Below are 23149 nucleotides of genomic sequence, written 5' to 3' on the forward strand. Positions count from 1 at the left end.
CTGCTCAGACCACTCGCGTTCGCGGAGATTCGAGCGCTGACCGCACGAGCGGAGCGAGGGCGGCCGCACCACGATCGCTCATGACGATCGTGTAGTGGTTGAGGTCATCGATGTGCTGGTGGACCAGGTCAGGAAACGCGTCGAGCAGACGCTGGCGGTGCGCTGGCGGGTACAGTCCCGGCTCTTCGTTCTGGAGCCCGCGTGGGACCGTGACGAACAGCGTCGGATGCCGCAGATCCGCGAGCGATTCGGTCAACGCCGACCCCAGGTTCAGATCGATGGTGTCTTCGACGGTGGTCTGGTAGCTCGTGGCGGGGCGCAATCGATCCCCGTCGCTCACGAGGTCGTAGGCGATGTACTGCTCGAGTGCATCACTCCAGTCCCCCTCGAACGCCGGGTGGTGCCTCCAGAACGCCTCGATGTACTCGTCAACACTGCTCCAGCGCTTCGACAGCCGGTCTGCCGTCGGCCCGAGAATGAGGGATACCAGTTGTTCAGGATTCACACCCGCTGGCACATCCAGAGGCAGGCCGCCGTCGATGAGGAGCAGGCGCTCCACACGCTCCGGGTGCAGGTGCGCCAGGACCACAGCGACGAAGCCGCCCATCGAGTGGCCGACGACGGGCACAGTGGCGAGCGCGAAAGCATCCAGAACGGCGACCATATCGGCCGCGTGAGCGGCCATTCCGGCTGGACCTGTGATGCTCCTGCTCGCCCCGCGCCCACGCAGGTCGGGTGCGATCACACGCACCCCGGGCAGCTCCTCGACGAGGAACGGCCACGCGAGGTGCGACGACGTGACGCCGTGAATGGCGAGCAGTGCGCGCGTGTCATCACGAGCGCCCACGGGGTCCCAGACGCCGACACGCAGCTCTCCCCCGCTCACCGGGACATCCACGGTGCGATAGGTGTGTGTGCTCATCGAGAAGTCCATCCGCCGTCCATCGTGTACGAGGCTCCCGTGACCATCCCGGCATGCGGTGACGCCAGCCATCCGGCGAGAGATGCGACTTCGGTCGGGGTGACGAGTCGCTTGATCGCGCTCTCGGTGAGCATGATCTTCTCGACGACCTCGCTCTCCGGGATGCCGTGCACTTTCGCCTGGTCAGCGATCTGCTTCTCGACCAGAGGCGTGCGCACATACCCCGGATTGATGCAGTTGCTGGTCACTCCATGCGCTCCGCCCTCGAGAGCGGTCACTTTCGAGAGCCCCTCCAGCCCGTGCTTGGCTGCCACGTACGCGGATTTGAACGGACTGGCACGGAGACCGTGCACGCTGGAGATGTTGATGACCCGCCCCCAGCCCCGCTCGTACATTCCCGGAAGCGCCGCGCGGATCAGCAGGAAGGGAGCTTCGAGCATGATCCGAGTGATCGTGCGGAACGAATCAGGATCGAAGTCCTGAATCGGACTGACCCGCTGGATCCCGGCGTTGTTGATCAGGATGTCAGCTTCGAGCTTCAGGTCATCGAGTGCGGTCGTCTCAGAGAGATCGATTGTCCATGCCTCGCCGCCCAGGGCTGCCGCATGCTGCTCGGCCGCAGCACGATCGAGGTCCGCGATGATGACATGCGCACCGCGTGCCGCGACTTCCTGTGCGCACGCGAGCCCGATCCCGCTCGCGCCACCAGTGATGACTGCACGGCGTCCGGTCAGATCCTGTTCAGTCATGCTCGCTCTCCTTCTCGCGTGGATGCGGTCGCTCTGGGCCGCAGCGCGTTCTCGATGAACCTCGTCATACCGGCGATCACGGCGGGGTCGATCGCAGAGGGAGGGTTGCCTGCTGCATCCTTTTCCCACAGCAGATATCGCATCCCGATCAGCTCTCCCGCACCCATGAGCGCCCATGCGGCTACCTCGGCATCGAGCCCAGAATCCACGTCGCCGTCTCGCTGAGCTGCGCGCAGGCCCGCGCGGTACCCCTCCACGATCCGCTCGTAGTGGATCCTGAGCGTGGCCGGAGACACGAACTCGGCTTCGCGAACGACACGGTAGAGCGCGGGGTGAGCCGCCGTGAATCGGAAGAACCCCTCGAAGCCGAGCCGCTCGGCCTCCAGACGATCAGTCGCCTGAGCCATGGCCTCTGACATCGAATGCCGCACTCTGCTGTTGAGGTCGATGACGAGTGCCTCGAAGATGCTCTGCTTGCTGTCGAAGTACAGGTAGAAAGTGCCGAGTGCAACGCCTGCGCTCTCGGTGATCTTCACGATCGATGCCTCGTGGTAACCGAGGTCGGCGAACACAGACTCGGCTGCCACCAGCAGCTTCGTTCTGGTGGCCTCTCCGCGTTTCGTGAGCGGTCGCCCTGTGGCAGGAGACACGAAGGTATCGACGGCGGCAGTCTCAGAAGACTCGGTCATCAGTGCTCTCTTCTGCTTGGTCGTTCATCAGCTGCGCGGCCATCGCACGCAAGCGCGCACGAGCGACTTTCTCGATCGTGGACCGGGGCAGATCGTCGAGAAAGACGATCCGCGCCGGGAGTTTGAAGGCGGCCAAGCGCTCACGAGCGAAGGCGCGCAGCTCGTCGGCTGACAGCACATCACGTGCCACGATGAACGCGCAGCCGCGCTCACCCCAGACCGGGTCGGGCGCGCCGACCACGGCGACTGACGCGACAAGCGGATGCTCGCTCAACACCCGCTCGACTTCGGCGGGGGCGACGTTCTCGCCCCCTGAGACGTAGATCTCCTTGAGTCGATCGACGATCCGATAGATGCCCTCGGAATCGCGATGCGCGAGGTCACCCGACCTCAGCCAGTCGTTCGAGTGGGCTCTGGCGGTAGCATCCGGATCATCAAGATAGCCAGCGAACGTGCTGGGGCCGCGCACCCACAGCTCGCCAGTGGCTTCGCCCTCGAGCGGCAACAGCGTGGCGACGTCGACCAGGCAGACGTCGACCGACGGGTAGGGACGGCCGACAGCTCCGGGGTGGGAGGCAAACTCCGCTGCGGGCAGGGCGAGCACATTGGGCCCTGCCTCGGTGAGCCCGTACCCCTGCGTGAAAGCCACGCCACGTTCTGCCCATGCCTCAGCGAGATCAACGGGGATCGTCGCGCCGCCGACGAGCACGTGGCGCAGGGACGAGAAATCGGCGTCTGCCCAGCCCGGTGTCGCCTGCAGCATCCGGTACTGCGTCGGCACACCCATCATCGTCGTGACCCGTCGCTCGCAGATCAGCTGCAGCACTCGGTCGGGCTGGAAAGAGCGCTCGAGCACCACCGTCGCGCCCGCCCACCACGCCAGGAGCGGCTGGACGTTCCACGCGGCGACATGATGCTGCGGCAGCATCGCCAGCACGACGTCGGTCGACACCATCGGCATGGCCTGCGACAGCGCCATGTTCGTCCAGAAGCAGTTCGCGTGAGTGAGCACGACGCCCTTGGGCGCCGCCTCGCTCCCCGACGTGTAGATCACCAGCAGCGGATCTTCGTCACGCACGGGACGCGTCGGCACCGGTGCCTGCGCGCGAGGCACATCGGCCTCGGCCCCTGTGCTCCCGAGGAACACGTAGGCGGGAGCGTCCGGGCCCAGCATCCGCAATGCCGCGCCGGCAAGGGCGACGTACTCGTCCTCGACGAGTACGAGGTCAGAGCCGCTCCGACGGATGAGCTCGGCCAGCTCTGTCGGAGTCAAGCGCCATGACAGCGGCACGAAGGCGATGCCGAGGAACGCACACGCGAAGAAAGCGACAACATGATCGGCCGAGTTTCCCGACACTGTGGCGATGCGCTGTCCGGCACCGTACCCGGCCTGCGTCAGTCGCATCGCGAGCTGTTCTGAGCGATGAGTGAGCGTCGCGTAGTCCAGAGCCACACCGCGGTCGTCGATCGCGGTCTTCGCCGGATTCGACGCCGCGCGATCGCGCAGCCATCGGCCGACCGTGTGCAGTCCATCGAGCTCGGAGCTCATCGCACACTCACCTCGGCGTCGAGCGACTCGCTGTCTTCAAGCGCTGCGAGCGAGCCCGCGCGGGCAACGGCGCCACGGCGACGGCGACGCAGGTTGTCGACGGTCCCGGCGATGCCGCCCGGCAGGAACATCACCACGAGGATGAACAGTACGCCGAGCAGGAACAGAGGCTCCGAAAGCGGGATGCGGAGGAAATCGGGCAGCGCCTGAATCCCGTCAGCCCTGGCAAGCACCGTGAGTCGCTGATCGAGGATCGTGTAGAGCACGCCGCCGACGATCACGCCCCAGCGGAATCCGACACCACCGAGAACTACCATCACCAGCACCGTGATCGTGAGGTCGGCGCCGACCGCGCTGGGCTGAGTTCCCGACTGCAGCAGCAGGTAGGCGATGCCGGCGAGGCTCGCGCAGAGGGCGGCGATCACGAAGACGATGAGCTTCGCACGAGCAGGGCGGAGCCCCAGAACCTCGACGCGCAGTTCGTTCTCGCGCGCTGCGGCGGCGAGGTGACCGAGCCGGGACTTATCGACCCAGAGCACGATCAGGTAGACGAGGACGAGCACGATGAGGGCGAACCAGTACAGGTTGCGGGTGTTGATCACGCCGACCAACCAGTCGGGCACGCTCTCGGTGTGCAGGCCGAGGCCTTCTTCACCGCCGGTGATCGCCTGGTTGCGTCGGACGAGCACAGAGCCGGCCTGAGCGAATGCGAGCGTCACCATCGCGAAGGGAATTCCATTCACGCGCATCGCGACTGCGCCGGTGACGAGTGCGACCACCATGCCGCCCAGCACTGCGACGAACACGCCCGGCCACAGCGGAAGGGCAAAGGCATCGAGCAGAATGCCGAGACCGTAGGCACCAGCGCCGAAATAGAGCGCGTGGCCGAACGACAGCATGCCCGCCGAGCCGAGCAGCAGGTTGTACGACAGCGCGAGGGCCGCGAAGACCATGCACAGAGAGAGGAGAGCGAGCGAACCCGGTGTGTACGTGGGCCCGGGCAGGATGCCGGGCAGCGACAGGTTGAGCAACGGCAGGATCGCCATCACGATGACGAGAACTGCACCGACGATTGCGGGCGCAAAGCGCTTGAGAGCCATCATGCTTTCCTCCCCATGAGGCCCGCGGGTCGCACGAGCAGGACGACGGCGAGCAGGATCACGACGATGAAGTCGCCGGTGCCGCCGAGATAGGTGTTGGCGACCTGCTGCAGCACGGCGACGAGCACCGAAGCGATCGCAGCTCCCGTAAGCGAGCCGAGGCCGCCGACGACCGTCACGATGAATGCGAAGATCAGCAGGGTCGAGCCGAGGTGGGCGGATACGTAGGTCATGGCGTGCATGGCGAGTACACCGCCGATTCCCGCCGCGGCTCCACCGATCGCGAATACGAGGGTGAACGAGCGGCGCACGTCGATGCCGAGAGCGGTGACCATGGCGCGGTTCTCGACGCCGGCGCGGATGATCATGCCGTATCGCGTGTTCTTCAGGAACAGCACAAGGCCCGCCAGAACGAGACCGGCGGCGATGATCAGCACCCAATATTTGTTCGGGATGCTGGCACCGAGAACATTCGTCGTCTGGCCGAGCCACGATGGGCCTGTGACGTTGATGGCATCGGTTCCCCAGATGCCCTCGAACAGGGCGATCGCGGCGAACGAGAGTCCGACGGTGACGAGCACCTGCTCGATGTGTCGTTCATAGAGCGGTCTGATCAGCACGAGTTCGGTGAGAGTCGCGAACACCCCACCCACCACCGCTCCGACGAGGATCGAGAGCAGGAAGCCCGGCCAGGTATCGGCCCCGACAGCCTGCGCGACAGCCCAGCCGACGAAAGCGCTGAGGGTGAGGAACGCGCCGTGCGCGAAGTTCAGCACGTGCATGAGTCCATAGATCAGGCTCAGTCCGCTGGCGACGAGGAAGTACAGCGCGCCGAGGCCGACGCCGATGACGAGGGTGAGGATGAGCGCGCTCATGCGTGCGCCTCCGAACTGACTCCGAGGAGCCGTCGGGTGAGGTCAGGGTCGTCGAGAATCGCGTTCGCATCTCCCGTGTGCACGACCCGACCGCCGGCAATCACGATAGCGTCGGCAGCGAGCTGGCGGACCACGTCGAGATTCTGCTCGACGAGCAGAATCGGAACAGTCTTCGCGGCCTCAGCGAGCGCCTCTGACACCTCTTGCACGATCTTCGGCGCGAGCCCTTTGGTGGGTTCGTCGACGAGGATGATTCGGTTGTCGTTGAGAAGTGCGCGTGCGACGGAGACCATCTGCTGCTGGCCGCCGGAGAGAGTTCCCGCGCGCTGATCCTTGCGCTGTACGAGGTCGGGGAAGAGCTCCGCCACGAACTCGCGGCGCGGATCTCGCTGCCGTTCTGCGAGAGCGAGATTCTCTGCGACGGTGAGGCCTGCGAAGACTTCGCGGTCCTCGGGCACGTAGCCGACACCGCGCTGGACGATCTTGTGCGTGGGCAGCCCGTCGATCCTCTCGCCTTCGAGCAGTACTTCGCCGCGCCGGGAGATGAGTCCGAGGATTCCGCGCAGAGTCGAAGTTTTTCCGACGCCGTTGCGGCCGAGTACCGCGGTGATCCCGGTGGCCGGCACGTCGAAGGTCACGTCCTCGACGACCTGCTGACCGGCGATGGAGGCTCGGAGCGATCGGACCTGAAGAATGGGGTCGGTCATGCCGTTGCCCCCGTTCCGAGATAGGCGCTCTGCACCGTGGGGTTCTCCATGATGTTCTGCGGCGTGTCGACTGCGATGATCGTGCCGAAGTACATCACTGCGACGAGATCGACGAGTCCCATGAGCACATCGATGTGGTGCTCGACCATGAGCACGGTGCAGCCGCTGGCCTGCTGCATCTCACGGATGTTGCCGACGAGTCCTGCTACGTCGCCCGAGGCGACTCCGGCCATCGGCTCGTCGAGCAGCACGAGGCGTGAGTCAGTGGCCATCAGCGATGCGATCTCGAGCTTGCGTTTATCGCCATGGCTGATATCACCGGCCGGCGTATCCAGGCGGTGTGCGAGCCCGACCTGTTCGAGCACTGCGATCGCCTGGGTGGTCGCCGCATCGTCACGTCGCGGGAATTTCAGCAGGGAGTAGCTGCCGCCCCGCGCCGCTTGGACAGCCACCCGGACGTTCTCGAGAATGCTGAGCTTGGGAAACAGACTCGAAGTCTGGAACGTGCGCCCCAGTCCCGCCCGTGCCCGCTTCGGGACGGACAGATCGGTGATGTCATCGCCATCGAGGATGATCCGACCGGCGGTGGGCCGGGTCACGCCCGAGATCGCGTTGAACAGCGTGGTCTTGCCCGCACCGTTCGGACCGATGACCCCAACGAGGGAACCGGGTGCGATGTCGAGATCGACGTCTTTGAGGATCGTCGCTCCGCCGATCTGCAGGCCGAGACCTTCGACGCGGAGTGACGCGCCATCTGATCTGCGGTCGGACAGGACTGGGGTGTCGTTCATCGGGAATTTCGCCTTCTATCGCAGGGGCGCCGGTTACGGCGCGACGTCGGCCGCGTCGACGGTCGCGACGAGCTCGGGCACGAACCCGGATCCATCAGCGACCAGTTTGGCCTGGTACATGTCCTGCAGCAGAGCGTGGTCCTCTGCACGCACCGTATTGGTTCCCTTCGGCCCTTGGAATTCGAAGCCCTCAAGGGCTGCGATCATCGCATCCACATCCCCCTTGCCCTCCTTGACGGCCTGCACCAGCATGATCGCTGCGTTGAAGCCGTCCGGGCTGAACAGGTCGGGAGTCGCACCTGCCGCTTCGAGAGATTCGACCATGGCGGTGTTGACCTCGTTGTCGGGCGCTGCTGCGAAGTAGTGGTTGAGGAAGTTGATCTTCTCCGAGGCTTCGCCGTATGCGCCGAACGTCGCTGCATCGCCGAGACCGGTGACCACCGGGATCTCGTCGAGGACGCCCTGCTGGCTCATTGCCTGCCACATTGCACCGGAGGTCGCTCCTGCCCACGCGACGAACACCAGATCCGGCTGCGCGCTGAGGACCTGCTGTGCGAACGGCGTGAACTCGGTCACGTCTTCCGCGACGAGCACCGGGGCGACTGTCGCTCCCTGGCCGCCCAGGATCGCCTCGACCGCTGCCACGTTTCCTTGGCCGAAGGCATTGTTCTGCGCGAACACAGCGACCGTCTTGCCGTCGACATCGTCAAGGAAGGTGCCGGCCGTTGCAACGTCCTGAGCGGATTGACGGCCCGAGCGGAAGGTGTACTCGTTGATACCCGTGATCGCATCGGCGGCAGCCGGCCCGGAGATGAACAACACCTTGTTCTGCTCGGCCTGCTCCGCCATCGCGAGCGCGACACCAGAGGAGGCGCTCCCCAGGAGGATGTTGACGCCATCGCCGATGAGTTCCTTCGCCGCGGTCACAGCTGTGTCCGGGTCTCCCGCATCGTCACGGTACTCGACAACGATCTGGGTGCCGTCCACCTCGTTCGTGCCATCAGTCGCGTAGTCAAGGCCTGCCTTGAACGCCTCGAGATACTGCTCGCCGTAACCGGCCAGAGGTCCTGTCTCACTGGTGATGACACCGACGGTGACCTCCGCCGGGCCATCGCCTTCGTTTTCACCACCCCCACCAGTCGCGGCCTGTGGTGCGCATGCCGCCAGCACGAGGGCTGCCGTGGCGACCACGGAGCTCAGGAGCAGCTTCTTTGTAACTCGCATGTGAATGCCTTTCGCCCTTGGAAGGTCTTGGGGGTAAACCTGAAAGCTGATTCAGGTTACTTGAATCGTAAGCATCCATCTCATTCTCGTCAAGCATCATGCGCAGTACATCGCCGCCCAGGAAGCCGACAACGACGCTCCTGCCGCACAGTGGCGCGCGCTCACCCTGCTCGAGCGCGCAACCGGCCAGCGCGTGGGGCCCTCGCTCGGGATTCTCGCGCGCATCGATGACGGGCCAGCGGTTGCCGCCACGGAGGATGCTGAGGCCATCACGCTCGGCGACGCAACCTGACCGATAACGCGACCCGCTTCACGGGATTGCTACCGTGAGCAGATGAGCGCGAGTATCCCCCTCCCCGAACGCAGTCGCATCGTCAAGCAGCAACTGGAGTCCGCTGGCGTCGAGCCGCAGATCCGCGTGCTGCCTGATTCCGCACGCACCGCGGTGGAGGCCGCTTCTGCGATCGGGTGCGACGTCGCAGCAATCGCCAACAGTCTGGTGCTTCTTGCTGATGGGGAGCCGATCCTGGTGATGACAAGTGGAGGGCACCGGGCGGACTTCGCCGTCGTCGCGGCATCCATCGGCGCAAGTCACGTAGAAATGGCACCAGCATCCATCGTGCGGGAGGCGACGGGGCAGGCGATCGGCGGTGTCGCCCCGGTGGGCCACCCCGCACCTCTCCGCGCATTCGTCGATGAGGCGCTGAGCGCTTTCGACGAGATCTGGGCAGCGGCAGGACATCCGCACACCGTGATGCCGCTGACCTTCGAGACGCTGCAGAAGATCACCGGCGGTCAGGTCATCGCTGTCGCCTGAGCTGTCGCCTGCGCGGTCGCGCCTAAGAATGCGCGGTCTCGCCTGAGAAACAGAAAAGCCTCAGAACACTGGCGAGAGTGTTCTGAGGCTGATCCGTGCGCCCCCCCGGGCTCGAACCGGGAACCCATTGATTAAGAGTCAATTGCTCTGCCATTGAGCTAGAGGCGCTTGGCCCGGGAGAACCCCGGCCGAGGAATTACATTACCAGCTTCTCCAGCGCATGCGAAATCGAGGCCGCATACGCGTCGGCATCCCCAGGACTATCCTGAGAACGTGACCGAAACACCCGCCGCCACCGACTTCTCTGCCGATCTCGCGCTCGCGCTCCGGCTTGCGGATGCCGCCGATTCCGAGTCGCTTCCGCGCTTCGACGCGAGCGACCTGAAGATCTCGACGAAGGCCGACCGCTCGCACGTGACAGACGCGGATCTGGCGACTGAACGCGCCCTGCGATCCGTTCTTGCGGAGGAGCGCCCCTCCGACGGCATCTTCGGCGAAGAGTTCGGCGTCGAGGGCGATGCGCGACGCCAGTGGATCATCGATCCGATCGACGGCACCGCGAACTTCATGCGCGGCGTGCCGCTCTGGGGCACCATGATCTCGCTCGCCGTCGACGGCGTGCCTCAGGTCGGCGTGGTCAGCATGCCGGCTCTCGGACGCCGCTGGTGGGCGTCAACCGGCGCAGGCGCGTGGACAGCAACGCACTCTGGCCCTCGTCGCCTCGAGACGTCCGCCGTCGCATCGCTGGACGATGCCGCGGTCAGCTTCCAGAGCATCACGCAGTGGGCGGATGCCGGGCGCCTCCCCGATCTCCTCCGCGTCGCCGATCGCGTGTGGCGCGACCGCGCCTACGGCGACGTGTACAGCTACATGCTGCTGGCTGAAGGACGACTTGAGATGGTCGCGGAGTTCGACGTCAAAGAGTACGACATCGCAGCTGCCGTCCCGATCGTGCGGGAGGCCGGCGGCACCTTCACCTCGTTCGACGGAGCCGACAGCATCTCAGACCGATCGGCACTGGCGACCAACGGCATCCTGCACGGCGAGTTCCTCACCCTCACACACGCAAACGACTGATCCGGAGATCCGATGAACAGCCGCATCCCGAGCGCTCTCAGTGCTCTCGCACTCGGCCTGGTGCTCACCGCGTGCACCGCAGAGCCCGCACCTGCTCCCGAAACACCAACTCCGACCCCGAGCGCCTCAACCGCCGCTCCGACGGCATCCCCTGACCCGGTCGAGACCGAGGCCGTGAACGAACCGGTCGCCGACGCGACGTGCGAGACTCTCATCGCGCCCAGCACCGTGGAAATCTTCGACGCGCACGGATGGACGTTCAAGGAGCGCGAATTCCGAATCGGCGGCGAAGTGGTTGAGGGCGGACTGGAGTGCGTCTGGGGTGACTACACCGTTGCGTCCGATCACGTCCAGGTCTTCGGCTGGGCACCGTTGGACGCATCCGAATCGGCGGGGATGCAGCAGAAGCTGCTGTCAGCGGGATGGACGCGCGTTGATGAGGGCGGTCACCACTACGTAACAGAAGACCCATCGTTCTCGATCGCGGTCGACGAAGCCGGCTTCGGCATGACGTACGAGTTCGGCGACGGCTGGGTGACGCTCGCCGATACAAAACAGGGCCTGGTTCTGATCACCCACCCGTGAGGTGAAGAAGACCCTCGCGTTCAGGGGAGCTCCGAACGCGAGGGTCTGTCCACCTCGACGTCAGCTCAACCGCCGGACGGGTTCTCCAACGGCCGATGCTCGTCGTCGGTGCTCTCGCTCTCCTGCTCGATGACCTTGTCCGGCTCATCGGGGGTGCCTCCGGAAGCAGTGTCTGCTTCTTCGTCTGGTCCCGGGGTGCCGTGTGTGTTCTGCGGGTCGCTCATCTCATCTCCTCCGATCGTTCCGGGGAGCATATGCCTGCGGCGCATCAATCCGTGAGGGGGTTGACGCACAACCGCTCGGTGAGGACGCTCTCCGCGACACGGATCAGATTCCTGCGTCTGAGCGCAAGAAGAAACCCCCACGTTCCATACTCTCGTAAAGGGAACGTGGGGGTTATCCACAGTGACAGCGGACGGTGGAGCTGGGGGGAATCGAACCCCCGTCCAACGCTGAGTATCCACGGCTTCTCCGGGCGCAGTCTGTGCAGACGTTCTGCTCGGCTCCGACCTTTGTCACAGACACCTAAGTCGACAAGCCCAGCCTGGGAAGAGTCCCGCGTGACGTCCAGACGCCGTCACACAGCAAGATTCCTAAATGACGCCAGGGTCCGTATCGGAATCACATACGGTCTGACGGACTATCGGGCTCGCTTATGCAGCGAGGGCGAAGTCGTTGCGCTTTGTTTCGGCAACTATGTTTTTGCAGGGGGCGTTCACGAGATAACCCTGCATCCTCGGCCCGCTTCACGTGAATTCACAAGCACTGTCGAAACCGATCAGCCCCGTGGTTCTTCTTGCGAAGATGACCGCTGTCACTCTGTGGAATTACTCACCCGAGCACCGAAGTACCCGAGCATCAAAGGATACAACGGAACCCGTGCCCACGCTATTCCTCGCGTAGAGTCACAGCCATGAGCGATGTCACCATCACTGTGCGCGGCGAGAACCAGACCCGGATTGCGCCCGAGCGGGCCACCATCCACGTCACCGTGCGCGCCGAAGGCCCTGCGCGCGCGTCCGTCGTCGAGCGTGCGCTGAGCCTGGCGGAACCCGTGCGTGCGAGCCTCGCCGAGCGGCAGGATGTTGGATCTGTCACGGACTGGTCCAGCAAGAGCCTCGCCGTCCGCGCCGAACGGCCGTGGAGCAGCGAGGGAAAGCAACTCGCGCTCGTTTACCGCGCCAGCGTCGATTTCGCTCCCACTTTCATGGAAGCATCCGAGCTCTCGGTCTGGGTGTCAGCGATCTCGTCCTGGGATGGCGTCGAAATCGGCGGGGTGGACTGGCATCTCACTGCCCAGACACGGGCCGACGTCGAACGTGAGGTCGCCTCCGCTGCCGTCGGTGTCGCAGTCCAGCGCGCTCAGGCCTACGCTGCCGCGCTGGGCCTTGAGTCGGTGACTCCCGTGGAGATCGCCGACACCGGACTCATCTCTCGAGAGCTGGCGCCCGCACCGTCCATGTTGAGAGCGCGGGGCGCGGCGTTCGCCGCAACCGCGGATACCGGGGTGGCAGAAATGGCCTACGAACCGGAAGACATCGTGATCTCGGCCACGGTTGAGGCTCGTTTCTCGGCGCGCTGACGGGGGTCCAGCTCACGCGTGTGCGAAGGGCGCCAGATCCGCGGCGAGGCGCTCTGAGACATGGGCGTGCACCTCAGTGCCGTGCTCACCGTGCTCCGCCGAAAGCAGGATCCCCGTCTCATGCACCGCGGCGATGAGGTCTCCCCGGTCGTAAGGCACGAGCGCATGCACTTCGACCGCCGGCATCGGCAGCGCTGCATCGATCGCCGCGCGCAGCTCCTCGATGCCCTCCCCTGAGCGAGACGACACGAAGTGTGCGTTCGGCTCGAGGCCCTGCAGCACGAGCCGGTCGTCATCCGTGAGCAGATCCACCTTGTTGAACACGACGATCTCAGGCAGGTCACGGGCACCGACATCGCCCATGACATCGCGGACGGTCTGCAGCTGCCCCGCAGGGTCAGGATGCGCGCCGTCGACGACGTGCAGAACGATGTCCGCGTCGGCAACCTCTTCGAGCGTCGATCGGAATGCCTCGACGAGCTGATGGGGAAGGCTCCGCACGAACCCGACCGTGTCGGTGAACGTGTAAACACGGCCATCGTCGGTCATAGAGCGACGCACCGTGGCATCCAGCGTCGCGAACAGAGCGTTCTCGACGAGCACGCCAGCGCTCGTGAGCGCGTTCAGCAGGCTCGATTTTCCTGCGTTCGTGTAGCCGGCGATCGCAACCGACGGAATCGTGTTGCGTTTGCGTTCGGCGCGTTTCGCGTCGCGTGCGGGCGCGAAATCGCGGATCTGCCGACGAAGCAGGGCCATCCGGGTGCGGATGCGACGGCGATCGAGCTCGATCTTCGTCTCACCAGGGCCACGCGATCCCATGCCCGCTCCCCCGGCGCCGACCTGGCCGCCGGCCTGACGGCTCATCGAGTCACCCCAGCCGCGCAGACGCGGAAGCAGGTACTCGAGTTGTGCGAGCTCGACCTGCGCCTTGCCCTCGCGGCTCTTCGCGTGCTGGCTGAAGATGTCGAGGATGACGGTGGTGCGGTCGATGACCTTCACTTTGACGACGTCTTCCAGAGCGCGGCGCTGGCTCGGGGCAAGCTCGGTGTCGGCGATCACGGTGTCAGCACCTGTCGCTGCAACCAGGTCCTTGAGCTCTTGAGCTTTTCCTCGGCCGAGGTAGGTGGCGGGGTCTGGATGAGGACGCCGCTGCAACACGCCGTCCAGAACGACAGCACCGGCGGTCTCCGCCAGTGCTGCCAATTCGCGCAGCGAATTCTCGGCATCGACCTGTGCACCCTGCGGATACACGCCCACCAGCACGACGTTCTCAAGCCGCAGCTGGCGGTACTCGACCTCGGTGATGTCCTCGAGCTCGGTCGAAAGACCACCAACACGGCGAAGCGCGTGACGGTCCTCAAGATCCCATTGGTCGCCATCGCGATGGCCGTAGGTTGCTGTCGAGGCATCCTGCAGTGCCTGGGCGGCACCGAACACGTTCGCCTCGGTGCGCCTCTCTGCGCTCGCGAGCACGCGGTCGAGTGTTTCGTCGCTGTGCGCGTCGTCTGTGGTCTTCGTCATCCTCTGCCTTCTGTATTCGGCGTCTTAACCTTAACCCGCCGCTCCGGTACGCTCGGCGTATGGGGTCCGATCATTATTTCTCTGCGACCCCGGCAAGTGCGGAGAACCTGCGGGCGATCAACGTCACCCTCGCAGGCCGTGACCTCGAAGTGACCACCGCTGGTGGCGTCTTCAGTCCCGACCGCCTCGATGCCGGAACCGCAGTCCTCTTCGCCAACATGCCTCCGCTGCCACCCGGAGGAGACTTTCTCGACCTCGGAAGCGGCTGGGGGCCGATCAGCATCACCATGGCCCTCGCCGCACCGCACTCGACGGTCTGGGCGGTCGACGTCAATGAGCGAGCTCTTGACCTCGTCCGTCGCAACGCCGAGGCGCTTGGACTCACCAATATCAACGCGGTTCTGCCTGACGATGTTCCCAATGACGTCGTCTTTCGAACAATCCGCTCGAATCCACCCATCCGCGTGGGCAAAGACGTTCTCCACGGGATGCTGGAGCGCTGGATTCCTCGACTCGATGAGCACAGCGACGCCTGGCTCGTCGTGCAGCGCAATCTCGGCTCAGACTCGCTCCAGCGCTGGCTGGCAGCGACCTTCCAGCCCGGTTATAGCGTGCACCGCGCAGCGACCGGCAAGGGCTACCGCGTGCTCAAGGTGAGGCGGCACGGCAACCCGCCGACCGAACCGATCACGCTGACTGATTAGACGCGCGACGCGTTTCGCAGGCTGAATCCCGCGCCTCGGTGCTCGTCTGGCAGCCGGTCTCCACGCCCGTGCAGCTTCTGGCGAAGCGTTCCGGGCGTGTACTCGGTCTGATAGACACCACGACGCTGCAGTTCAGGCACGATGAACTCGACAATGTCCTCAAAGGTTCCCGGTGTGATCGCATAGGCGAGGTTGAAGCCGTCGACATCGGTCTCTTCGACCCAGTCCTGCAGGAAGTCGGCGACCTCTTCGGGCGAGCCGACCACGCGGGGTCCGAGACCGCCGATGTTGCCGAGCCGAGCGATGTCGCGAACCTTCCACTCCTTGCCGTCGTCGTTCGCCTGCTGGAAGTTGGCCACGGTCGACTGGATCGCGTTGCTCTTGACGTTGCCGATCGGCTCGTCGAGGTCGAACTGCGAGAGGTCGATGCCCATCCACCCCGACATGAAGACGAGAGCACCCTCATCGCTGGCGTACTGGAGGAAGTCCTCGTGCTTGGCGTGGGCCTTCTCGCTCGTCTCGTCAGTGATGATCGTCAGCAGCGTGTAGATCTTCGCGGAGTAGCGGTCGCGCCCTGCGGCTTCGAGAGCGTCACGGATGCGCTTCACGGTGCCTGCGAGAACGGTCTTCGTGGGCGCCGCGACGAAGATCGCTTCTGCGTTGCCTGCGGCGAAGGCGATGCCGCGCGGAGAAGCACCCGCCTGGAAGATCACGGGGGTGCGCTGCGGAGAGGGCTCTGAGATGTGGATGCCGGGAACGGTGAAGTGTTCGCCATAATGGCCGATCTCGTGCACCTTGTCGGGATCGGTGAAGATGCCGGCTTCGCGGTCACGGATCACCGCGTCATCCTCCCATGAGCCTTCCCAGAGCTTGTACGTCACCTCGAGGTACTCGTCGGCGACCTCGTAGCGCTGATCGTGCTCGAGCTGGTCGTCATGACCCATGTTGCGTGCGGCAGAAGGCAGGTATCCGGTAACGACGTTCCAGCCGACCCGGCCGTTCGTCAGGTGATCAAGAGTTGTCATGCGGCGCGCGAACGGATAGGGGTGTTCGTACGCGGTGCCAGCGGTCACACCGAAGCCGAGGTGCTCGGTGACGGCGGCCATCGCACTCACCAGCAGTACGGGGTCATTGACCGGAACCTGGGCACCGTGACGGATCGCCGCCTCGTTCGTGCCGCCGTAGACGTCATATGTGCCGAGCACATCGGCGATGAACAGTCCGTCGAAGTGCCCGCGCTCGAGGAGCTGCGCGAGCTCGGTCCAGTACGCGAGTTCCTTGTAGCGCGCAGACTGGTCGAGCGGATGCCGCCACATCCCGGAGGATTGGTGGGCGACGCAGTTCATGTCGAAGGCGTTGAAACGGATCTGCTTGCTCATACGCACCATGGTGCTCGATGAGACACCCTGTTGTCTCGCGGTCCGTCATGGAGCGACGCATTCGACCGAAAGCGCCTCTCTGAGGCGGCAGAGCCGGCGTTATCAGAACAGGTCGATGGTGCCCGTGTAGACGAGCTGTGCGGGTCCGGACAGCGCCACATGCTCACCGTCTTCAGCAGGGAACATCCGTACACCGAGCACACCACCGGGAACCTCGACCTGCCAGTGGTCCGGAGCACGCTCGCCGGCCCAGTAGCGAACAGCCAGAGCGGTCGCTGCGACACCGGTGCCACAGCTCAGCGTCTCCCCCACTCCGCGCTCGAACACGCGCATGGTGACATGGCCGATACCGTCGCGAACCAGAGGCTCCCCCGGGACGACGAACTCGATGTTCGCGCCCGTCGGCGGCACGGGCTCGAGTTCGGGAATGTATTCGAGTTCGAGACCTGCAAGCTCTTCGTCCGATGCGAGTGCGACTACGACGTGCGGATTGCCGACGTCGATGCCCAGGCCGGGGCGCGCCACATCCAGACCGCGAGCCTTCGCGAGCGGGTCAACGCCCGAGAGCTTCCATCGACCAAGGTCGACCTGGTATCCGTCCGCACCCGCTGTGATGTCACGAACGCCGGCACGCGTGCCGATCGGGAGCGTGGAACCCGGCTCGATCGTTGCGAGCCCAGAGCGCACCAGGTAGTGCGCGAAGACGCGGATGCCGTTGCCGCACATCTCGGCGATCGAGCCGTCGGCATTTCGGTAGTCCATGAACCACTCGGCCGCAGGTTCCTCTGCGAGGGCAGCGTCGCCCTCGGGGATCGACGCGGAACGGATGACTCTGAGCACTCCATCGGCACCGATGCCGAAATGGCGATCGCAGAGGGCGGCTACTTGATCTACGGTGAGCTCGAGCTCACCGTCAGGGTCGGCAATGATGACGAAGTCGTTGCCTGTGCCGTGCCCCTTGGTGAATGCGACCATTCCCTCATTCTAGAGATCCGCAAGCCACCGCGACCCGCTCCATCTTCCTCTCGTGGCTAGTCCGGCTGGCCGTGCGGCGCTCGTGGTGATCAGTATCGTCCAGGTCGCGTTTGCGATCGTGGCGTTCCGGGACCTTGCGCAGCGTCGCGCAGAAGAGATCCGTGGGCCGAGACCAGCCTGGATTCCGGTGATTCTCGTGAACTGGATCGGTCCTGCGGCCTACTTCGTGTTCGGCGTTCGGCGCAGCACGCGATAGCGCCCGCACAGAAAGGCCCTGTTGCGCGCGACATCGATCAGTTCAAGGTCGAGCACCCGCGGAAGCACAGGCGAACCACTCCCCAGTGTGACCGGTGCGTACTGCACCCAAACCTCGTCGAGGAGTCCGGCATCGGCGAACTGGCCGGCGAGTTCTCCCCCACCCACGATCCACAGATCTTTGCCGCCCGCAGCCGCCGTCATCTCGGCGTGCACGTCGCGCACATCGGACTGCGTGAGCCGCACGGAGCCGTCTTCGGGTACGGAGATCGCACGATGAGTGAACACCCACGTCGGCAGCGTATACGGCCAGGAGCCTTCGTGAGCGAGAACCCATTCGTAGGTCGTCGCGCCGAGCGCCATCGCCCCTAGCATCGCGCGGAACCCGTCGTACGCCATGGGCCCGTTCTCATCGATGTCTTGTTTCAGCAGCCAGTCGAGTGAGTGCTGTGTCGTCGCGATGAAACCATCAAGGCTCGAAGCCGTGTAGTAATGCGTCGTCATCCCATCAGGATGTCACGGGGGTCAGACATGGGCGAGACCCATCTGATCGCGGGATATCTCTTGAACCAGGAGACCTGTCGTCTCGCATACCGACGCGTGAGCGCCTGGGTCTCAGCGATGGCTTCGGCCTCGCTCTTCTCGCCCGACAACTGCGCAAGCGCTTGAGCGTACCCGATCGCTCGCGGTGCGGTCGTGCCTCGTTCGATTCCCGCTTCTCGGAGCGCGGATGCCTCCTCAAGCATCCCCTGCTCCCACATACCCTCGACGCGCCGGTCAAGCCTCTCAACAAGCTCCGGCCGTTCGACGTGCAGACCGATGATGCTGGTGTCGGCGTGCCACAGTTGAGGAGCATCCGGCAGTGCGGCGCCATGCGTCTGCGCCCCCTGCTCGAGCACTTCGAGCGCGCGCACGATTCGGCGACCATTCTTCGGATCGACCTTCGCGGCGGTCGCCCCGTCCGCAGCGACGAGCTTCTCGTAGAGAGCCCTGATGCCGAGTTCCTCGAGCTCGCGCTCGAGCCGTGCCCTGATCGCGGGATCGCGCGGCGGAAACCGGAAGTCGAAGATCACGCTCGAGACATACAGACCCGAACCTCCGACCAGAATCGCGTCGCCGCCATGTGCGTGGATGTCTGCGATCGCCGCACGAGCAAGTGGCTGGTACCACGCCACTGCCGCTTCTTCTGTGACGTCTCGCACATCGAACAGATGGTGCCCGATGCCGCGACGCTCCGCGACGGGAAGCTTTGCAGTGCCGATATCCATGCCGCGGTAGAGCTGCATAGCATCGGCGTTGACGATCTCTGCGGGATTTCCGTCGGCGCGCAGCGCTTCAGCGAGACCGAGTGCGAGATCGCTCTTGCCTGTGCCGGTGGCCCCGACGATCGCCCATAGGCGCGGCGGGAGGGGCTCAGACACCGACGCGGAGCGTGGGAAGCCCCAGCGAGACCGCGCGTGGCGCGCCCGTTTCGCCGGTGGATGCCGGAATACCGCACGACTCCGTCTGCGCACGGTCGAACGCGTCGCCGCCACGAGTGCGGCGGATGCGCAGCGGCGCACCCGTCGGGTCGTCGGCGAGCAGATGGAAGGGGGCACCGTGGGTGATCGTGACTGTGACGACGTCGCCCGGCCGCGGGATCTCCGATCCTTCGGTCACTTCGAAGTGAACCAGGCGATTGTCTTCAGCGCGGCCAGTCAGACGGTGCGTCTCAGCGTCCTTCTTTCCTTCGCCCACCGAGACGAGCACGTCGACCTCGCGTCCGACCTGTTTCTCGTTCTCTTCGAGGGAGATCTTCTCCTGCAGCGCGATCAAGCGGTTGTAGCGCTCCTGGACGACAGCCTTGGGGACCTGGTCCGCCATGGTCGCAGCCGGTGTGCCCTCACGGATCGAGTACTGGAAGGTGAATGCATTCGCGAAGCGAGCCTGCTCGACCACGCGCATGGTGTCTTCGAAGTCTTCTTCGGTCTCGCCGGGGAAGCCGACGATGATGTCGGTGGAGATCGCCGCGAACGGCATCCGCTCACGCACTCGATCGAGGATCCCGAGGAACTTCGAGCTGCGGTACGAACGGCGCATCGCCTTGAGAATGCGATCACTGCCGGACTGGAGCGGCATATGCAGCTGCGGCATGACAGCAGGCGTCTCGGCCATGGCATCGATCACATCGTCGGTGAACGCGGCAGGATGCGGGCTCGTGAAGCGGATCCGCTCGAGACCGTTGATCTCACCGGCAGCTCGCAGCAGCTGGCTGAAGGCCTGACGGTCTCCGAACTCGACACCGTAGGAGTTGACGTTCTGGCCGAGGAGGGTGACCTCGATCGCACCGTCTTCGACCAGGAGGCGGATCTCGTTGAGGATGTCTCCTGGGCGACGGTCCTTCTCCTTGCCGCGGAGGCTCGGCACGATGCAGAACGTGCAGGTGTTGTTGCATCCCACGGAGATTGACACCCAGCCGCTGTGCGCCGAGTCGCGCTTGGTCGGCAGCGTCGAGGGGAACACCTCGAGGGACTCGAGGATCTCGAGCTCGGCGTCACCGTTGTGCTTCGCACGCTCGAGGAGTCCAGGCAGCGAACCCATGTTGTGCGTGCCGAAGACCACGTCGACCCAGGGCGCCTTGTCGAGAACCGCGTCTTTGTCCATCTGGGCAAGGCAACCGCCGACGGCGATCTGCATGCCTTCTCTGCGACGCTTGACCGAGGCGAGATGACCGAGCGTGCCGTAGAGCTTTCCTGCCGCGTTGTCGCGCACCGCGCAGGTGTTGATGATGACGACGTCGGCTTCTGTACCGGTATCCGCCCGAAGATATCCGGCGCTCTCGAGCGATCCCGCAAGCCGCTCTGAATCGTGCACATTCATCTGACACCCGAAGGTGCGTACTTCATAGGTTCGCTGGTGTCCGTCGGCATCAACCGCGGCCGGTGAGGCCGTGATGATCGTCGGTTCGCTGCGCGGAGTAGTCATGGTGCCCCTATTCTACGAGCGGAATCTGGGGGTCAGTCCGAGTCGACGAAACGAACACCTGTGGTCGGGCCCCCGAGCGAAGCTTCGGCCAGCGCCGTCCGTGCCGCCGTCATCGCCACTGACCCCCCGTAACCCCGTCGGGCGAGTTGCCCCATCAGTCGTCGCAGCGCGGTGTCGAAGTCCAGTCGCGAGAGCGACCGCGCCTTGGTTCTGGCGAACTCCAGTGCGCGCTCAGCGTCATCATCCGGAAGGTCACCGAGCGCGGCATCGATAACATCGCGCGGGACGCCTCGCTGCGCGAGCGCGCGAGAGAGAGCCACACGGCCCTGGCCTTTGCGCTCGATGCCTGAGATGACAAGGTGCTCGGCGAGCAGCGCGTCATCGAGGTAACCCCGCTCGCAGAATCTGTCGATCACCTCGTCGATGCCGGCGGCATCGAGCCCCTGTCCGCGCAGGACGTGTCGCGCCTCGGACACAGACAGGGAGCGTGCCCGCAACTTGCGGACCAGCGCCTCTTCTGCGTGCCGCATGACGTCGTCGGGATCGGCTTCTTCTGGTCTCTGCGGGGGCCTGTGACCCGGGGCAGAGGAATGCGCCGGCATTGCTGTCGATCGAGGTTCGGTGGAGGCCTCATCACGTGCCAGCTCTGATGCGGGAATCATCTTGCCGCTGAAGAGTGGAATGACGGGGGCGAGACGATCCTCGCCCCCGTCATCGTGTGCAGAACTCATCAGGCCGGACGACGCTGCGCGAGTTCGTCAGCCGCAGGCACCGCTTCAGGCGCAACTGCGCCGCCGATGCCGAGCTTCTGCTTGATCTTCGTCTCGATCTCCAACGCGATATCGGCGTTCTTGATGAGGAACGAGCGTGCGTTCTCCTTGCCCTGACCTAGCTGATCGCCGTCGTAGGTGTACCACGAGCCCGACTTCTTCACGAGACCATGCTCCACACCGAAATCGATCAGGCTGCCTTCACGTGAGATGCCCGTTCCGTACAGGATGTCGAACTCCGCCTGCTTGAAGGGCGGTGCCATCTTGTTCTTCACGACCTTGACCCGCGTGCGGTTGCCCACGGCCTCAGTACCGTCCTTCATCGTCTCGATACGGCGGATGTCGAGGCGGACCGAGGCGTAGAACTTCAGCGCCTTACCGCCGGCCGTGGTCTCGGGAGAACCGAAGAACACGCCGATCTTCTCGCGCAACTGGTTGATGAAGATCATGGTGGTGTTGGTCTGGTTCAGACCACCGGTGAGCTTGCGGAGCGCCTGAGACATGAGGCGTGCTTGCAGACCCACGTGCGAGTCACCCATCTCGCCCTCGATCTCAGCGCGAGGCACCAACGCCGCGACGGAGTCGATGACGATGAGATCGATGGCCCCGGAGCGAACGAGCATGTCGGCGATCTCCAGGGCCTGCTCACCCGTATCGGGCTGAGAGACCAGGAGGGCGTCGATGTCGACACCGAGCTTCTTCGCGTACTCGGGGTCGAGAGCGTGCTCCGCGTCGACGAAGGCGGCGATGCCACCGGCGCGCTGCGCGTTGGCGATGGCGTGCAGGGTGAGCGTGGTCTTACCGGAGGATTCCGGACCGTAGATCTCCACGATGCGGCCACGCGGGAGTCCGCCGACACCGAGCGCGACATCGAGGGCGATGGATCCGGTGGGGATGACGGCCACTGGTGCGCGCTCGTCGCTGCCCAGCCGCATGACCGAGCCCTTTCCGAACTGGCGGTCGATCTGGGCGAGAGCTGATTCCAGAGACTTCTCGCGGTCTGCTGCTGATGGCATGATGTGTGCTCCTCGTGTTCGCGTGGTGCCGCCTATAGGCTGTCGCGGCCGCCCCGGTTGGGACGGACTCTCCGACAAGGCGTATGGCTTCTTGGCCTGAAATCACCGTACGAGGGACCTCCGACATTGGGACGGAAATGCCACGAACGGTGGACAACGAGACCTCGAGACCACTTGTGCAGAACGATACGCGCACATCGAACACATATTCGACGACACGCCGCTGACACAGCATCCGGTTACGAACACAGCACCCGCTGCGAAGAAGCACTACTTGCGCGGCTCGAGCCGTCCGACTCCGTAACGGCGCTCCGCAGGGACGTCCGCCTCGGCACAGAGCGCAAGCCAGATGTCTCGTGGCGGCACACCCGCCTCAAGCGCCTCGGTAGGAGTTCGATTACCCACCGCGCTCAACACGAGGTCGTTCAGGAGGGTGACAGAACGCCGCCCGAACTCATCCTCGACAGCACGAAGAAACTCACTGCGTCGCATCGGCTCGCTGAATCCGCTGTCGTATCAGTGCAGGGACAGCTCGGGCTCGACCGACGCCATAAGGTCATCGGGAACCACGTCAGGGAAGACCTGAATGCCCTCGAGCACAGAGATCCTGTCGCCGACTTCGCGCATGATGATGGAGATGGGCACATCGAGCGCTTCAGCGACCGAAGCGAGAATCTCGCTGGAGGCCTCTTTCTGGCCGCGCTCTACCTCGCTGAGGTAACCCAGCGCAACAGATGCCTTACTCGCAACCTGTCGAAGAGTGCGCCCCTTCTGCAGGCGGAAGTCCCTCAGCACGTCGCCGATTTCCTGTCGTACAAGAATCATTGGAACCTCCTCTCCATTTCCCTCACCGAAGTCTCCTCCGAACGGATCGCCAGTCTAACCCGACTCGCTGGAG

At 64.6% G+C, this 23149-nt stretch carries 26 protein-coding genes, 1 tRNA gene and 1 other RNA gene; 6 read left to right on the forward strand and 22 right to left on the reverse strand.

What is annotated here, in order from left to right:
* Positions 1 to 4: 4 nt before the first annotated feature.
* The 9 genes from ACTU6V_RS08785 to ACTU6V_RS08825 are packed head-to-tail and all read right to left on the reverse strand — an operon-like array spanning position 5 to position 8606.
* Positions 5 to 922: an alpha/beta fold hydrolase gene (locus tag ACTU6V_RS08785; protein WP_443468129.1), complete on the reverse strand. Its 918-nt coding sequence runs from the start codon at positions 920 to 922 to the stop codon at positions 5 to 7.
* Positions 919 to 1671: a 3-hydroxybutyrate dehydrogenase gene (locus ACTU6V_RS08790; protein ID WP_443468128.1), complete on the reverse strand. Its 753-nt coding sequence runs from the start codon at positions 1669 to 1671 to the stop codon at positions 919 to 921. The genes ACTU6V_RS08785 and ACTU6V_RS08790 overlap by 4 nt, the downstream gene beginning before the upstream one ends.
* The gene (locus ACTU6V_RS08795; protein ID WP_443475432.1) at positions 1668 to 2360 is read right to left on the reverse strand and encodes a TetR/AcrR family transcriptional regulator; all 693 of its coding nucleotides are present in this window, start codon (positions 2358 to 2360) and stop codon (positions 1668 to 1670) included. Before ACTU6V_RS08795 ends, ACTU6V_RS08790 begins: the two co-directional genes overlap by 4 nt.
* Positions 2344 to 3909: a class I adenylate-forming enzyme family protein gene (locus ACTU6V_RS08800; protein WP_443475433.1), complete on the reverse strand. Its 1566-nt coding sequence runs from the start codon at positions 3907 to 3909 to the stop codon at positions 2344 to 2346. The genes ACTU6V_RS08795 and ACTU6V_RS08800 overlap by 17 nt, the downstream gene beginning before the upstream one ends.
* Complete coding sequence (locus ACTU6V_RS08805; RefSeq protein ID WP_443475434.1) at positions 3906 to 5012, reverse strand: branched-chain amino acid ABC transporter permease; 1107 nt, start codon at positions 5010 to 5012, stop codon at positions 3906 to 3908. The genes ACTU6V_RS08800 and ACTU6V_RS08805 overlap by 4 nt, the downstream gene beginning before the upstream one ends.
* A complete protein-coding gene (locus ACTU6V_RS08810; RefSeq protein ID WP_443468124.1) occupies positions 5009 to 5884 on the reverse strand; it encodes a branched-chain amino acid ABC transporter permease in 876 nt (291 codons plus the stop codon). Before ACTU6V_RS08810 ends, ACTU6V_RS08805 begins: the two co-directional genes overlap by 4 nt.
* Positions 5881 to 6591 carry an ABC transporter ATP-binding protein gene (locus ACTU6V_RS08815; protein ID WP_443468123.1) on the reverse strand — a complete coding sequence of 237 codons (711 nt, stop codon included), beginning with the start codon at positions 6589 to 6591 and terminating at the stop codon, positions 5881 to 5883. Before ACTU6V_RS08815 ends, ACTU6V_RS08810 begins: the two co-directional genes overlap by 4 nt.
* Complete coding sequence (locus ACTU6V_RS08820; RefSeq protein ID WP_443468122.1) at positions 6588 to 7382, reverse strand: ABC transporter ATP-binding protein; 795 nt, start codon at positions 7380 to 7382, stop codon at positions 6588 to 6590. Before ACTU6V_RS08820 ends, ACTU6V_RS08815 begins: the two co-directional genes overlap by 4 nt.
* 33 nt (positions 7383 to 7415) lie before the next feature.
* Positions 7416 to 8606, reverse strand: coding sequence for a substrate-binding domain-containing protein (locus ACTU6V_RS08825; RefSeq protein WP_443475435.1), 1191 nt, complete (start codon positions 8604 to 8606; stop codon positions 7416 to 7418).
* Positions 8607 to 8940: 334 nt separating this feature from the next.
* On the opposite strand from ACTU6V_RS08825, the gene ACTU6V_RS08830 reads away from it, so the two are divergent.
* On the forward strand, positions 8941 to 9423 hold the full coding sequence (locus tag ACTU6V_RS08830; RefSeq protein WP_443468120.1) for a YbaK/EbsC family protein: 483 nt from the start codon (positions 8941 to 8943) through the stop codon (positions 9421 to 9423).
* 96 nt (positions 9424 to 9519) lie between these two features.
* On the opposite strand, the gene ACTU6V_RS08835 is transcribed toward ACTU6V_RS08830, so the two are convergent.
* Positions 9520 to 9591 (reverse strand) — tRNA-Lys (locus ACTU6V_RS08835).
* 105 nt (positions 9592 to 9696) lie between these two features.
* Between ACTU6V_RS08835 and ACTU6V_RS08840 the strand changes: the two genes are divergently transcribed.
* A complete protein-coding gene (locus ACTU6V_RS08840) occupies positions 9697 to 10500 on the forward strand; it encodes an inositol monophosphatase family protein (RefSeq protein ID WP_443468119.1) in 804 nt (267 codons plus the stop codon).
* Positions 10501 to 10512: 12 nt separating this feature from the next.
* A complete protein-coding gene (locus tag ACTU6V_RS08845) occupies positions 10513 to 11085 on the forward strand; it encodes a hypothetical protein (RefSeq protein WP_443468118.1) in 573 nt (190 codons plus the stop codon).
* A gap of 65 nt (positions 11086 to 11150) precedes the next feature.
* On the opposite strand, the gene ACTU6V_RS08850 is transcribed toward ACTU6V_RS08845, so the two are convergent.
* Both ACTU6V_RS08850 and ssrA read right to left on the reverse strand, forming a co-directional pair.
* Positions 11151 to 11309 carry a hypothetical protein gene (locus ACTU6V_RS08850; protein ID WP_443468117.1) on the reverse strand — a complete coding sequence of 53 codons (159 nt, stop codon included), beginning with the start codon at positions 11307 to 11309 and terminating at the stop codon, positions 11151 to 11153.
* A 192-nt stretch (positions 11310 to 11501) separates the two neighbouring features.
* Positions 11502 to 11871: a transfer-messenger RNA gene (gene ssrA, locus ACTU6V_RS08855) on the reverse strand.
* A gap of 127 nt (positions 11872 to 11998) precedes the next feature.
* On the opposite strand from ssrA, the gene ACTU6V_RS08860 reads away from it, so the two are divergent.
* The gene (locus ACTU6V_RS08860) at positions 11999 to 12667 is read left to right on the forward strand and encodes an SIMPL domain-containing protein (protein WP_443468116.1); all 669 of its coding nucleotides are present in this window, start codon (positions 11999 to 12001) and stop codon (positions 12665 to 12667) included.
* Between the two features lie 12 nt (positions 12668 to 12679).
* On the opposite strand, the gene hflX is transcribed toward ACTU6V_RS08860, so the two are convergent.
* Positions 12680 to 14188 (reverse strand): GTPase HflX, encoded by a 1509-nt coding sequence (hflX, locus tag ACTU6V_RS08865; protein ID WP_443475436.1) that lies wholly within the window; start codon positions 14186 to 14188, stop codon positions 12680 to 12682.
* 59 nt (positions 14189 to 14247) lie between these two features.
* On the opposite strand from hflX, the gene ACTU6V_RS08870 reads away from it, so the two are divergent.
* A complete protein-coding gene (locus ACTU6V_RS08870) occupies positions 14248 to 14892 on the forward strand; it encodes a class I SAM-dependent methyltransferase (RefSeq protein ID WP_443475437.1) in 645 nt (214 codons plus the stop codon).
* Here ACTU6V_RS08870 and ACTU6V_RS08875 read toward each other — a convergent pair.
* Positions 14889 to 16271, reverse strand: coding sequence for an LLM class flavin-dependent oxidoreductase (locus tag ACTU6V_RS08875; RefSeq protein WP_443468113.1), 1383 nt, complete (start codon positions 16269 to 16271; stop codon positions 14889 to 14891). The two genes, ACTU6V_RS08870 and ACTU6V_RS08875, sit on opposite strands and share 4 nt — an antisense overlap.
* A 102-nt stretch (positions 16272 to 16373) precedes the next feature.
* Entirely contained in the window at positions 16374 to 17246 is an 873-nt protein-coding gene (gene dapF / locus ACTU6V_RS08880) for a diaminopimelate epimerase (RefSeq protein WP_443468112.1), read from the reverse strand.
* Positions 17247 to 17364: 118 nt separating this feature from the next.
* On the opposite strand from dapF, the gene ACTU6V_RS08885 reads away from it, so the two are divergent.
* Positions 17365 to 17502 (forward strand): PLDc N-terminal domain-containing protein, encoded by a 138-nt coding sequence (locus ACTU6V_RS08885; protein ID WP_443475567.1) that lies wholly within the window; start codon positions 17365 to 17367, stop codon positions 17500 to 17502.
* Here ACTU6V_RS08885 and ACTU6V_RS08890 read toward each other — a convergent pair.
* The 7 genes from ACTU6V_RS08890 to ACTU6V_RS08920 all read right to left on the reverse strand — a co-directional run bounded on the left by ACTU6V_RS08890 (position 17466) and on the right by ACTU6V_RS08920 (position 23076).
* Positions 17466 to 18005, reverse strand: coding sequence for a dihydrofolate reductase family protein (locus tag ACTU6V_RS08890; protein ID WP_443468110.1), 540 nt, complete (start codon positions 18003 to 18005; stop codon positions 17466 to 17468). The genes ACTU6V_RS08885 and ACTU6V_RS08890 overlap by 37 nt on opposite strands.
* Positions 18002 to 18922 (reverse strand): tRNA (adenosine(37)-N6)-dimethylallyltransferase MiaA, encoded by a 921-nt coding sequence (miaA, locus tag ACTU6V_RS08895; protein WP_443475438.1) that lies wholly within the window; start codon positions 18920 to 18922, stop codon positions 18002 to 18004. The genes ACTU6V_RS08890 and miaA overlap by 4 nt, the downstream gene beginning before the upstream one ends.
* Entirely contained in the window at positions 18915 to 20465 is a 1551-nt protein-coding gene (gene miaB, locus ACTU6V_RS08900; RefSeq protein WP_443468108.1) for a tRNA (N6-isopentenyl adenosine(37)-C2)-methylthiotransferase MiaB, read from the reverse strand. Before miaB ends, miaA begins: the two co-directional genes overlap by 8 nt.
* A gap of 32 nt (positions 20466 to 20497) precedes the next feature.
* Positions 20498 to 21196, reverse strand: a complete 699-nt coding sequence (locus ACTU6V_RS08905) for a regulatory protein RecX (protein WP_443468107.1) — start codon at positions 21194 to 21196, stop codon at positions 20498 to 20500.
* The gene (gene recA / locus ACTU6V_RS08910; protein WP_443468106.1) at positions 21196 to 22251 is read right to left on the reverse strand and encodes a recombinase RecA; all 1056 of its coding nucleotides are present in this window, start codon (positions 22249 to 22251) and stop codon (positions 21196 to 21198) included. Before recA ends, ACTU6V_RS08905 begins: the two co-directional genes overlap by 1 nt.
* Positions 22252 to 22521: 270 nt before the next feature.
* Entirely contained in the window at positions 22522 to 22743 is a 222-nt protein-coding gene (locus ACTU6V_RS08915; protein WP_443468105.1) for a DUF3046 domain-containing protein, read from the reverse strand.
* A gap of 24 nt (positions 22744 to 22767) precedes the next feature.
* Positions 22768 to 23076: a helix-turn-helix domain-containing protein gene (locus ACTU6V_RS08920; RefSeq protein WP_443468104.1), complete on the reverse strand. Its 309-nt coding sequence runs from the start codon at positions 23074 to 23076 to the stop codon at positions 22768 to 22770.
* Positions 23077 to 23149: the final 73 nt, after the last annotated feature.

The sequence above is a fragment of the Microbacterium zouquanmingi genome (assembly GCF_052266675.1).
Classification (GTDB): Bacteria; Actinomycetota; Actinomycetes; order Actinomycetales; family Microbacteriaceae; genus Microbacterium.

Excerpts from the sequence above, each read along its gene's own strand:
- hflX (WP_443475436.1), bottom strand. The coding sequence starts at position 14,188 with ATGACGAAGACCACAGACGACGCGCACAGCGACGAAACACTCGACCGC.
- ACTU6V_RS08870 (WP_443475437.1), top strand. The coding sequence starts at position 14,248 with ATGGGGTCCGATCATTATTTCTCTGCGACCCCGGCAAGTGCGGAGAAC.
- ACTU6V_RS08820 (WP_443468122.1), bottom strand. The coding sequence starts at position 7,382 with ATGAACGACACCCCAGTCCTGTCCGACCGCAGATCAGATGGCGCGTCA.
- ACTU6V_RS08905 (WP_443468107.1), bottom strand. The coding sequence starts at position 21,196 with ATGAGTTCTGCACACGATGACGGGGGCGAGGATCGTCTCGCCCCCGTC.
- ACTU6V_RS08805 (WP_443475434.1), bottom strand. The coding sequence starts at position 5,012 with ATGATGGCTCTCAAGCGCTTTGCGCCCGCAATCGTCGGTGCAGTTCTC.
- ACTU6V_RS08785 (WP_443468129.1), bottom strand. The coding sequence starts at position 922 with ATGAGCACACACACCTATCGCACCGTGGATGTCCCGGTGAGCGGGGGA.
- ACTU6V_RS08875 (WP_443468113.1), bottom strand. The coding sequence starts at position 16,271 with ATGAGCAAGCAGATCCGTTTCAACGCCTTCGACATGAACTGCGTCGCC.
- ACTU6V_RS08795 (WP_443475432.1), bottom strand. The coding sequence starts at position 2,360 with ATGACCGAGTCTTCTGAGACTGCCGCCGTCGATACCTTCGTGTCTCCT.
- ACTU6V_RS08890 (WP_443468110.1), bottom strand. The coding sequence starts at position 18,005 with ATGACGACGCATTACTACACGGCTTCGAGCCTTGATGGTTTCATCGCG.
- ACTU6V_RS08845 (WP_443468118.1), top strand. The coding sequence starts at position 10,513 with ATGAACAGCCGCATCCCGAGCGCTCTCAGTGCTCTCGCACTCGGCCTG.
- ACTU6V_RS08850 (WP_443468117.1), bottom strand. The coding sequence starts at position 11,309 with ATGAGCGACCCGCAGAACACACACGGCACCCCGGGACCAGACGAAGAA.
- ACTU6V_RS08825 (WP_443475435.1), bottom strand. The coding sequence starts at position 8,606 with ATGCGAGTTACAAAGAAGCTGCTCCTGAGCTCCGTGGTCGCCACGGCA.
- ACTU6V_RS08810 (WP_443468124.1), bottom strand. The coding sequence starts at position 5,884 with ATGAGCGCGCTCATCCTCACCCTCGTCATCGGCGTCGGCCTCGGCGCG.
- ACTU6V_RS08915 (WP_443468105.1), bottom strand. The coding sequence starts at position 22,743 with ATGCGACGCAGTGAGTTTCTTCGTGCTGTCGAGGATGAGTTCGGGCGG.
- ACTU6V_RS08920 (WP_443468104.1), bottom strand. The coding sequence starts at position 23,076 with ATGATTCTTGTACGACAGGAAATCGGCGACGTGCTGAGGGACTTCCGC.
- ACTU6V_RS08830 (WP_443468120.1), top strand. The coding sequence starts at position 8,941 with ATGAGCGCGAGTATCCCCCTCCCCGAACGCAGTCGCATCGTCAAGCAG.
- ACTU6V_RS08790 (WP_443468128.1), bottom strand. The coding sequence starts at position 1,671 with ATGACTGAACAGGATCTGACCGGACGCCGTGCAGTCATCACTGGTGGC.
- ACTU6V_RS08815 (WP_443468123.1), bottom strand. The coding sequence starts at position 6,591 with ATGACCGACCCCATTCTTCAGGTCCGATCGCTCCGAGCCTCCATCGCC.
- miaB (WP_443468108.1), bottom strand. The coding sequence starts at position 20,465 with ATGACTACTCCGCGCAGCGAACCGACGATCATCACGGCCTCACCGGCC.
- recA (WP_443468106.1), bottom strand. The coding sequence starts at position 22,251 with ATGCCATCAGCAGCAGACCGCGAGAAGTCTCTGGAATCAGCTCTCGCC.
- ACTU6V_RS08800 (WP_443475433.1), bottom strand. The coding sequence starts at position 3,909 with ATGAGCTCCGAGCTCGATGGACTGCACACGGTCGGCCGATGGCTGCGC.
- ACTU6V_RS08860 (WP_443468116.1), top strand. The coding sequence starts at position 11,999 with ATGAGCGATGTCACCATCACTGTGCGCGGCGAGAACCAGACCCGGATT.
- dapF (WP_443468112.1), bottom strand. The coding sequence starts at position 17,246 with ATGGTCGCATTCACCAAGGGGCACGGCACAGGCAACGACTTCGTCATC.